Source organism: Kitasatospora sp. NPDC024654 (assembly GCF_055559155.1).
The window spans coordinates 15,175-24,926 of sequence record NZ_JBVHLF010000035.1; the positions used below are offsets into that span (position 1 = coordinate 15,175).

A 9,752-nucleotide genomic window follows, 5' to 3' on the forward strand; every position below is an offset into this window, starting at 1 on the left:
TGAGCGGCAGCGGCGCCCGGTCCGCCCATCGGGCGCCGCTACCGCGGCCCGGGTCGAGGCTGCGCATCCAGATGGTGGATCCGCGTAGCTGGAGCCACGCCAGGTGGCTCGCCGTGCACCCGGCGGCAGCCCGGTCGGGAGCTCTCGGTGCGAGCCGGATGATCAGGCCGCGGAGCTCATCGGACATGGGCGGACGGCCCGACCTGCTGATCGGTTGTCACAACTCGTCTAGGATACGGCTGGTCGTGCGGCGGCGAGTTCGGGAGCAGCGCGGGGCCTGCCCGGCTCGCGGAACCCCTCTAGTGTCCTGCGCCTGAAGTTCGATAAATATGTGTAGCCTTGCCTGCGTGGCGCGTATGGGACGGCCGGTGGCCGAGGTGACGTTGACCGACGACGAGCGCGAGACGCTGGTGCGCTGGTCGCGGCGGGCGACCTCGGCCCAGGCCTTGGCCCAGCGGTGCCGGATCGTGCTGGGCTGCGCGGAGGGGAAGTCGAACCAGCAGGTGGCCGCCGAACTCGGCGTCTGGCCACAGACGGTGGGCAAGTGGCGCCGCCGCTTCCTGGAGTCCCGCCTCGACGGCCTGGCCGACGAGCCGCGCCCCGGTGCTCCCCGGAAGATCTCCGATGAGCAAGTGGAGTCGGTCGTCGTCGCCACCCTGGAGCGCACCCCGAAGGACGCCACGCACTGGTCGCGGGCGTCCATGGCGTCCGAGAGCGGGCTGAGCAAGTCCACCGTGGGGCGCATCTGGCGGACGTTCGGACTCAAGCCGCACCAGGTGGACACCTTCAAACTGTCCAACGACCCGCAGTTCATCGACAAGGTCCGCGACATCGTGGGCCTCTACCTCGACCCGCCGGAGAAGGCGCTGGTCCTGTGCGTGGACGAGAAGTCCCAGATCCAGGCGCTGGACCGCTCGGCGCCAGTGCTGCCGATGATGCCGGGGATGCCCGAGCGTCGCACTCACGACTACGTCCGTCACGGCATCACCACCCTGTTCGCCGCCCTGGACGTCGCCACCGGCGAGGTGATCAGCTCCATCCACCGTCGCCACCGGGCAGCGGAGTTCGAGAAGTTCCTCGCCAAGCTGGACAAGGAGGTCCCCGCCGGCCTCGACGTCCATCTGATCTGTGACAACTGTGAGGATCATGGGGTGCCGCAGGGGGCCGGAGCCTGACCCGTGCGACAACTGGCCGCAGCTGCCCTGGTGTAGATCTGTCGGCTTCCGGTCCCCTGTGGCACTCGCCGGCGTCGGCCCGGTGGACGTGTCCCGATAGGGGCTTTGCGGCACAAAGCACCGTCACAGTTCTGACCGTCCACCGGACCGGTATCGGCCACCAGCCCCAGTCCAAGGAGCCCTGTGACCGTCACCAGGATGCCCCAGTCGACCCTGCCCGCGCAGCAGCCCTCCGCCGGAGAAGAGGTGGTGCTCGGGGTCGACACCCACAAGGATGTCCACGTCGCCGCGGTGATCACCACACTGGGCGCCTCACTCGCCCACCAGGAGTTCCCCGCCACGGCCTCGGGCTACCGCCAACTTCTCGCCTGGGAAAGGTCTTTCGGCACTCTGAACCGTGCCGGAGTCGAGTGCACCGGATCCTACGGGGCCGCGCTGACACGAGTCCTGCACCGCGAGGGCATCGACGTCATAGAGATCAACCAGCCCGACCGTGCCACCCGGCGCAAGCGTGGCAAGACCGACGCGGTCGACGCGGACGCCGCGGCCCGCGCGGTCCTGTCGGGACGGGCCACCACCACGCCGAAGACCGCGGACGGGCCCGCGGCCGACATGCGCATCCTTCGACTGGCCAAGGAGTCGGCCGTCAAGGCCCGCACCCAGGCCATGAACCAGCTCAAGGCCGTCCTCCTCGCCGTGGACCCCGAGCTTCGCGAATCGCTCGCTGGGCTGACCAACACGGCCCTGATCGCTACGTGCGCGGACCTGGCCGATGACAGTGACCAGGCCGTCTTCACGATGCGCCTGCTCGCCCGGCGGATCCAGCACCTGTCCGAGGAGGCCAGAGAGCTCACCCGCCGTACCACCAAGGCAGTCCGTGCCTGCCGACCGCAGCTGCTCGAGCTCGTCGGTGTCGGTCCGGACAGCGCCGCCGTCCTGCTCATCGCCGCAGGTGACAACCCCGACCGACTCACCGACGAGGCGGCCTTCGCCGCACTGTGTGGAGTCAGCCCGGTCGAGCAGTCCTCCGGCAAGACCCAGCGCCGACGCCTGAACCGAGGCGGCAACCGGCAGGCCAACGCCGCCCTCTACCGCATCGTGATGACCCGCATCCGCTGGGACGAACGCACCCAGGCCTACCTGCGGCGACGCACCGCTCAGGGCCTCTCGAAGCGGGAGATCATCCGCTGCCTCAAGCGATACGTCGCCCGCGAGCTCTACCACCACATCCAGCCGACAGCAGCACTCACCAGGCCCGCAACCGCAGCTTGACACAACATAGGGGCTTCTACAGCACCCACAAGGCGCCGGCGGTCCGCAAGTGGCTGGAGGCCCATCCTCGTTTCCACATGCACTTCACACCCACCTACTCGTCCTGGCTCAACCAGGTCGAGCGGTGGTTCGGCCTGCTGACGGACAAGAAGATACGACGCGGAGTCCACAAGAACCTCCAGGCCCTCGAACGGGACATCCGGGCCTGGATCGCCCAGTGGAACGACAACCCGAAGCCCTTCGTCTGGACGAAGGATGCCGACGAGATCCTTCAACGCGTCGCCGCATATCTTGATCGAATTCCCGGCGCAGGACACTAGGCTGACGGCTGACGGCTGACCGCTCGACCAACTGATCGCCGCGCAGCTTCGTCCGGTGCGAGGAGCCTGGCGGTAGCTGTTGCGGAGCCGCCGCCCGAGGCGGTCACACCGCGATCTCGGCCCAGATGGTCCTGCCGGGGCCGTCGTTCGGGGGAGGGCACCCCGACTTTCGACGTTCTCGTTGACCGTCGCGTGAGTTGCTCAGGTGGGTGATGTGTCATCCGTTGAAGCTGGTAGTCACCGGCGCGGATCGGGATGACGACCAAGAACACGGTCTCACTCACACCTGGTGCTTCCCCTGACGGAGGGCGGTGTGGGGGCGTCCTCCCTGCAGTAGGTGGTTCTGAAGGCGAGTGCGACCGTGTACTGGTGTGCCCGTAGTTGGGAGAACTGCTCCTCGTTCAGGGGCTGCCAGGTCACGAGGGTCGTGCGCTCGTAGTGGGCGATCTGGAACGGTGTGCCGGGCGGGGCATTGACGGTTGGCTCGGTGATCTGAGGCGGGAGCGCAGGGGCCTGGCACACCGAAACCCCCAGGCTGGCCCGCACACCCTGCTTGGCATACGTCAGACCGAGAGAGACGGGTGCTGTTGGAGTCGCCATCGCCCCGGGGGCGTTGGCGGCGAGCTGCTGGTCCTCTGCGGTCAGCCCGGTGATGGGCGCCCCGACCACGTGCCAGCCCAGCGTGTCGATCACTTGGTCGAGGCTGGCCAACCGATTCCGGAGGTCGCCGTCGAACCCGAGGTAGAGCGTGACGTGCTGCTCGCAGGTGACCGGTGTCCAGTCCCCCCGCCCAAACCCGGGCCCGTCCAGGCGTTGGGAAGAGCAGGCGTCGGACGTGGAGGTGAGTTGATCGCCCCAAGCTGTCCGCGCTTTCAGCTGAGGGAGTTGAGTCCCGATCAGCTCGGTTGCTCGCCGCCTGGCGGCCAGAACACTGGGTCGGTTCGCCTGTGCCGCGACATCCGGTGGCTCAACTGGTCGGATCCACACCAGCCCCAAGTAGGCCAGCCCCGCCACCGCGACGAGTGCCAGCATCAGCACGAGCACCCGTCGGCCCCAACGGCGTTCGTTCATGCCCGGCACCCCCTCCCGTCGGTCACACGCCTGTTCCATCGTGTGGCGCGAACCTGCTGCCGGGTAATCCCGATACGGCGTAGGAGGAGCAACAGTTCGGTTGCGGGAGCGGACCAACCAAGCAGCCGACCGGGGCTCGCTCCCGATGAGTGGGCCGGGGCCACGGTCCACGTGCACGATCGCAGACCCCACCTCCGCGGGCGGTGCGGTGACGAGTCGGGGCCCGCCGGGGCCGGCGACGTGCGCGTCTCCGGGGAACCTGTGCCGCGCTGTCTGCGGACGTGGCCGGGACAAGCGGGGGTCGGGCCGCGGCGGGCGGCCCGGTCAGCGGAGTATGCCCTCCAGGAAGTCGCTGCCCAGGCGGGCGACGACCGTGACGTCCAGCTGGTGCAGCGCGTACCGCCCGCGGCGGCGCGTGGTCACCAGGCCCGCCTCCTTCAGGACGCTCAGGTGTCGGGATATCTCCGGGGCGGTCAGGCCGTGGATCTGGGCCAGTTCGCTCGTGGTGCACGCGCCGCGGGCCAGGTTGCGGCACAGGCGCATGCGGACGGGGTGGGACAGGGCGGTCATGCGCAGGGTGAGCTGCTCGACGGAGGGCGGCGTCGCGAGTTCGGGTGAGCCGATCGGGTAGTGCACCACCGGCTGCCAGCCGTCGCGGTGCAGCACCAGCAGGTGCGGCCAGCCCAGGCTGGTCGGTACGAGCAGCAGGCCGCCGTCCGCCGTGGCCGTACGGCCGGCGCCGACCTTGTCGACCGTGATCTGGGCGGCCGCCTCGTCCAGGGTGACGGCCGGTGACAGGGAGGTGAGCGCCTCGGCCACCCCCTTGCGGCGCAGCAGCTCCGTCCTGTGGCGCGCGTCGGCCTCGAGCTGGTGGCGCAGCCGGGACCAGGTCTCGGCGAAGAACGCCTCCTCGCAGTCTTCCAGGAGCTGCCGCAGCCAGTGCCGGATCTGGGGCGGGTCGGTCAGCAGCCGGTCGCTGAAGCGCATCTGCCGGGGCCCGCGCATCGTGGCCAGCTCCAGTGCGCGACGGCGCTGGGCGGGGTCGTCGAGCGGCCCGGAGCCCGGCTCGCCGTAGGGCATCGCGCAGTTGAACTCCAGCGCCGCGTCGACGAACTGCTCGTCCGTCAGCTTGTCCAGGAGGTCGAGTTCCTCGCCGAGTGTGGTTCCGGGATGGGTCGTCCCGCCGGGGATGCCCGCGTACGGCAGGAACAGGTCGGAGAAGGTCGTGCGCCACAGGAAGTCGACCTCGCACATCCGGTCGGCCAGATGTGAGCCGAGGCGGGCGGTCACGCCGGTCGCCCAGCCCTGCAGCCCCGGGTGGTGCCCGGGCTCGGCCAGCGCGTGCAGCGCCATGCCGAGCTCGGCCAGTGGGGAGGGCACGGCGGCGACCTTCTCCGGCCGCAACCCCGCGATGTCGATGCGCACGCTCATGCATCCATGCTGCACCGGCCCACCGGCAACGCCGTCGCCGTTTGACGGATGCCGTCAAACGACGGGACTTTCCATGCCGCGCTGGCGCAGGCTGGGGGTCACCGGGGCAGCCGCGGAAGCCCGGGCCCGACCATCCACGTCCTGAGAATGTGATCCCTCATGAGCGTCACCCAGCAGTACCTGCTGGACACCTACCGTGCCCGTCTGCTCGGCCAGTCGGCCCCGCCCGCGCCCGACACGGGTGAGCTGCGGCTCCTGCACGAGCTGCGCGAATACCGGCGGTTCCGGGCGGTCCTGGCCGGGCGCCCGGCCCGGGGCCGGATGCGGCACGCGCTGGCCCGCGGGGCACGCCCCCGCGCCCTGTAGCCGGGCGTCGAGCGGCGGCGCCGAACCTCGGGGGTGCGGCCCACGGTGTCGTGGAGATTCGGTGCGGGTCGGCCGAGGGGCCCGCACTCGCAGGCGTGGACTCGGAGTCAGATCTGCGGGACGACCCCCAACCGTGCTGTCCGACTCCGCCGCCGCGCCTGCCAGTTGATCGCAAGAGGATGCCGCCATGCCCCCGGGTGAACCACTGCTTACGCCGAGCGCTTCCGGTTGACCGCGCTGTTCGGCGGTGACAGTGCACGCCCGGTTCAACGCGGGAGGTGCAAGGCGGCCACCGCACCCGCCACACCCACCGCGTCGATTCCGAAACCCCCGGTACCGGTCTCCGCCGAAGGGAATTCTTCTGACCGTCCGAGGCCGGTGAGCGAGAAGGATGACATGGAAGACGACTTGATGACTCCACGACAGATAGCCGACGACTATGTGGCCCGGGTGGCCGCACACGATCCCGTCACTTCCACGTTCCTGGGCCTGGCTCCGGGCGACCACCGGATGCCCGACCTGTCGCCGGACGGGATCGAGGAACTCGTCGGGCTCGCACGGGGAGCGTTGGCGCGGCTCGACGCCCTCCCCGAGGCCGGACCCGACGGGGATCCGGCGGAGCTCGCGTGTGCGCGGCTGCTGCGGGGGCGGCTTGACGCCGAGGTGCGGGTGCACGAGGCCGGTGAGAACTTCCGGAGCGTGCGGAACCTGCACGCGCCGGTGCACCAGCTCCGGAGCATCTTCACGATGATGCCCACCGCCGCCGACGAGGACTGGCCACCGGTCCTCGGCCGACTGCGGAACCTGCCCACCGCGCTGGACGGTTACCGGGCCACGCTGACCGAGGGCGTCAGCCGCAAGCTGCTCGCCGCGCCCCGGCAGGCCGACGTACTCTGTACGCAGCTCACCGCGTGGACCGGGGAGGCAGACGGCGGCCGCGGATGGTTCACCGAGTTCGTCGCCCCCGCGCCGCGGCGGCTCCAGTCCGAACTGGGCGCGGCCGCGAGCGAGGCGACCGCCGCGGTGGCCGCCTTCCGGGACTGGCTCCGCGACAGCTACCGGCCCGCCGCGCAGGGCACGCCGGATGCCGTCGGCCGCGAGCGCTACCAGCTCACGGCCCGCCAGTTCACCGGCGCCGACCTGGATCTGGACGAGGCCTACGGCTGGGCGTGGGAGGAGTTCCACCGCCTCTGGGCAGAACTGCGCACGGAGGCCGAACGGGTGCTGCCGGGCGCCACCGTCCAGCAGGCCCGGGCCCACCTGGACGCGCACGGACACACCGTGCAGGGCGCCGAGCAGATGCGCGCCTGGCTGCAGCAGCTCACCAACGACGCGATAGAGGCGCTCGACGGGCACCACTTCGACATCACAGGCCCGCTGCGCCAGGTCGAGACCCGGATAGCCCCGGCCGGCAGCGCGGCCGCGCCCTACTACAGCGGCCCGAGCCTCGACTTCAGCCGCCCGGGCCGGACCCACCTGCCGCTGGCCAACGGCGACGCCGAGGAGCGGTTCCGCACCTGGCGCCTGGTCAGCACCTGGTACCACGAGGGCGTTCCCGGTCACCACCTGCAGATCGCCTCCTGGACCGCCGCGGCCGAGCGGCTGTCCCGCTACCAGGTCACCCTCGGCAAGATCAGCGCCAACGTGGAGGGCTGGGCCCTGTACGCGGAGCGTCTGATGGACGAGCTCGGCTTCCTCACCGACCCCGGACACCGACTCGGCTACCTCGGCAAGCAGATGATGCGCATCGTCCGCGTCATCATCGACATCGGCATGCACCTGGAGAGCGTCATCCCGGCCGGCTCCCCCTTCCACCCGGGCGAGCGCTGGACCCCGGAGCTGGCCACCGCCTTCATGGCCGACTACGCCGGCATGGCGCAAGCCGCCCTGGAGAGCGAAATCGTCCGCTACCTCGGCCGACCCGGCCAGGCCATCGGCTACAAGCTCGGCGAACGCGCCTGGCTGGCCGGCCGCGAGGCGGCCCGCCGCAGGCTGGGCGCCGACTTCGACCTCAAGCGGTGGCACATGAAGGCCCTACGGCAGGGCTCCCTGGGCCTGGACGACCTGGAGGCAGCCCTGGCGGCTCTGTGACCCCCGCCAACTGAGGCCACGGAAACAGCCCGGAGACGCCGCCGAGGCACCGGGCGGCACGAGCAGCGGCAGCGGCGGGGCACCGGTGGCGCAGCCGGTTGCCCCGCCGCCGGCTGCCCGCACCGGGACCGCCCGCTGGGCCGGCCGGCACCGTCGGCCGGATGAGCGGTGCCGGCCCCACCAGCCCGGCCCAGGCCGACAGACGGAACGGCAGCCCGCCCCGGGAGCACCGTCAAGTACCTGATTCCGTGACCGGGAGGCGAAGTTCCCAGCCCACTTCGACCAGGTCCTGGGCGACGCCGGCAGCCAGGTCGTGCTCTCCGGCATCCGCATGCCGCGCGTGAACGCCATCACGGGGCGCTGGGTGCGGACCCGCCGCCACGAACTCCTCGGCCGGACACGGATCTGGAACGAACGGCGCCACGTGCGGGCCGCACTGACCGGGGATCCCCTGGCGCCGCCCGCCGGTCCGGATGTCGGCGACCCGGACGGCGGTCGCGACCCGGAGATGATCGAGGGGCTGGAACCAGCGCATGGCGCTGCTCACGAGCCGTGGTGCGTGGTCAGCAGTCGCCTCTCCGCGGCCGCTCGTTCCCTCTGCCGCCAGGCGCCGGGTGGTTCTCCGTGGTGGCGGCGGAAGGCGGCGGCGAACGCGAAGGACGAGCCGTAGCCGACGGCGTCGGCGATCTGGGGCAGGGTGAGATCGTCGGCGCGCAGGTGGTCGCGGGCGATGGTCATGCGCCATTCGGTCAGGTACTGCTTGGGGGCCTGGCCGAGTGCTTCCCTGAACAGCCGCGCGAAGGCGGCCCGGGACAGGCCGCTGATCCCGGCGAGTTCGGGGACCGTCCACGGGTGGGCCGCGTTCTCGTGCACGGCTTGCAGCGCGGCGCCCAGTCGCGGGTCCGCGGATGCCCGGTACCAGCGTGGTGCGCTCGTGCTGCGGCGGAAGTCGCTGCGGATGGCCAGGACGAGAAGCAGGTCCAGGAGGCGGTCCAGGACGATCTGCTGGGCGAGTTCGGTCCGGACCAGCTCGCGGGAGAGCAGGGTGATCACGTCGCGCAGGGGATCGTCGTCGGCCGCCGAGAGGGTCATCACCATCGTCTCGCCCAGGCCCTCGAGTATGGAGCCATGAACAACGAAGCACCCATTGCGCTCGTTCTCGGCGGCACCGGCCGGACCGGCTCGCTGCTGGCGGACCGCCTCGCCCAGCGCGGAATCGCCCCCCCGCACCGCGGCGCGTGGCGGAGCCGACGTCCGGTTCGACTGGGACGACCCGGCCACCCACGCGGACGCCCTGGCCGGCGTGCGCCACGTCACCTACCTGAGCGTCCACAACGCCGACCGGGCGCCGGCGGGGATCGACATCGCGGCCGTCGAGGCCGAGCTGGCCTCCCGCCACGGCATCACGCACTCGGTCCTGCGCCCCGCGTGGGTGATGCAGAACTTCGCCTACGACCACCTCCCGGTCACCGGCCGGCCCGCCACCACCTTCCGCGAGTCGCCGAGTGCAACGCCCACGCCTGGACCTCGGAGGCGAAGTGAGCAGGACCGTTGACGAGGACGCTCCCCTGGTCGGGGCGAACAGCCCGTTCTTCCGCATCATCAAGGAGGGACTGGACGGCCTGGTCGACGGGGAGGACTACTACGACCTGCTGGCCGAGGACGTGGTCTTCGAGTACGTGATCACCGTGCCGGGGTACCCCCGGCGGGTCGAGGGACGCCAGGGGATCATCGACCTGTACGGCGACTACGGCGACTACGTGAAGCTGCGCGGCGCGGACAACCTCCGCGTCCACCGGGACCCCGAGACCTCGGTGGTCGTCCTGGAGTACCAAGTGCACGGCACGTCGGTCCGGACGGGGCGGCCGTGCGACAACCACTTCGTCTCCGTCGTGACCGTCAAGGACCGCAAGGTGACGCACTGGCGCGACTACCTGGACCCCATCGCCGTGTTCGACGCCCAGGGTTGGCCGCAGGACCGCCGCTCATGACAGTCGGCGCACCCGCCGAGGCTGCCATCACCCGG

Annotated in this window: 8 protein-coding genes and 2 pseudogenes; 7 read left to right on the forward strand and 3 right to left on the reverse strand. The window is 70.9% G+C overall.

Going from position 1 to position 9,752, the window contains the following annotated elements:
• Positions 1–356: 356 nt before the first annotated feature.
• The 3 genes and pseudogenes from ACZ38L_RS21150 to ACZ38L_RS21160 all read left to right on the forward strand — a co-directional run.
• A pseudogene (locus ACZ38L_RS21150) lies at positions 357–1,157 on the forward strand (IS630 family transposase); the annotation flags it as partial.
• 216 nt (positions 1,158–1,373) lie between these two features.
• Positions 1,374–2,447 (forward strand): IS110 family RNA-guided transposase, encoded by a 1,074-nt coding sequence (locus tag ACZ38L_RS21155; RefSeq protein WP_465695665.1) that lies wholly within the window; start codon positions 1,374–1,376, stop codon positions 2,445–2,447.
• A 17-nt stretch (positions 2,448–2,464) separates the two neighbouring features.
• A pseudogene (locus ACZ38L_RS21160) lies at positions 2,465–2,767 on the forward strand (transposase); the annotation flags it as partial.
• A 276-nt stretch (positions 2,768–3,043) separates the two neighbouring features.
• Here ACZ38L_RS21160 and ACZ38L_RS21165 read toward each other — a convergent pair.
• Together ACZ38L_RS21165 and ACZ38L_RS21170 are read right to left on the reverse strand one after the other, a co-directional pair.
• Positions 3,044–3,838 carry a hypothetical protein gene (locus ACZ38L_RS21165; RefSeq protein ID WP_465695669.1) on the reverse strand — a complete coding sequence of 265 codons (795 nt, stop codon included), beginning with the start codon at positions 3,836–3,838 and terminating at the stop codon, positions 3,044–3,046.
• A gap of 324 nt (positions 3,839–4,162) precedes the next feature.
• On the reverse strand, positions 4,163–5,269 hold the full coding sequence (locus ACZ38L_RS21170) for a DUF5937 family protein (protein ID WP_465695674.1): 1,107 nt from the start codon (positions 5,267–5,269) through the stop codon (positions 4,163–4,165).
• Positions 5,270–5,428: 159 nt separating this feature from the next.
• Between ACZ38L_RS21170 and ACZ38L_RS21175 the strand changes: the two genes are divergently transcribed.
• A complete protein-coding gene (locus ACZ38L_RS21175; RefSeq protein ID WP_465695676.1) occupies positions 5,429–5,635 on the forward strand; it encodes a hypothetical protein in 207 nt (68 codons plus the stop codon).
• 396 nt (positions 5,636–6,031) lie between these two features.
• The gene (locus ACZ38L_RS21180) at positions 6,032–7,726 is read left to right on the forward strand and encodes a DUF885 domain-containing protein (RefSeq protein ID WP_465695681.1); all 1,695 of its coding nucleotides are present in this window, start codon (positions 6,032–6,034) and stop codon (positions 7,724–7,726) included.
• Positions 7,727–8,269: 543 nt separating this feature from the next.
• Here ACZ38L_RS21180 and ACZ38L_RS21185 read toward each other — a convergent pair.
• Entirely contained in the window at positions 8,270–8,956 is a 687-nt protein-coding gene (locus tag ACZ38L_RS21185; RefSeq protein ID WP_465695685.1) for a helix-turn-helix domain-containing protein, read from the reverse strand.
• Between ACZ38L_RS21185 and ACZ38L_RS21190 the strand changes: the two genes are divergently transcribed.
• Positions 8,874–9,281, forward strand: a complete 408-nt coding sequence (locus ACZ38L_RS21190; RefSeq protein WP_465695849.1) for a hypothetical protein — start codon at positions 8,874–8,876, stop codon at positions 9,279–9,281. The two genes, ACZ38L_RS21185 and ACZ38L_RS21190, sit on opposite strands and share 83 nt — an antisense overlap.
• The gene (locus ACZ38L_RS21195) at positions 9,265–9,717 is read left to right on the forward strand and encodes a nuclear transport factor 2 family protein (protein ID WP_465695690.1); all 453 of its coding nucleotides are present in this window, start codon (positions 9,265–9,267) and stop codon (positions 9,715–9,717) included. Before ACZ38L_RS21190 ends, ACZ38L_RS21195 begins: the two co-directional genes overlap by 17 nt.
• Positions 9,718–9,752 lie beyond the last annotated feature (35 nt).

What these genes read in the sequence shown, in the direction of transcription:
- ACZ38L_RS21170 (WP_465695674.1), bottom strand. Translation starts at nt 5,269, where the DNA reads ATGAGCGTGCGCATCGACATCGCGGGGTTGCGGCCGGAGAAGGTCGCC.
- ACZ38L_RS21155 (WP_465695665.1), top strand. Translation starts at nt 1,374, where the DNA reads ATGCCCCAGTCGACCCTGCCCGCGCAGCAGCCCTCCGCCGGAGAAGAG.
- ACZ38L_RS21180 (WP_465695681.1), top strand. Translation starts at nt 6,032, where the DNA reads ATGGAAGACGACTTGATGACTCCACGACAGATAGCCGACGACTATGTG.
- ACZ38L_RS21175 (WP_465695676.1), top strand. Translation starts at nt 5,429, where the DNA reads ATGAGCGTCACCCAGCAGTACCTGCTGGACACCTACCGTGCCCGTCTG.
- ACZ38L_RS21165 (WP_465695669.1), bottom strand. Translation starts at nt 3,838, where the DNA reads ATGAACGAACGCCGTTGGGGCCGACGGGTGCTCGTGCTGATGCTGGCA.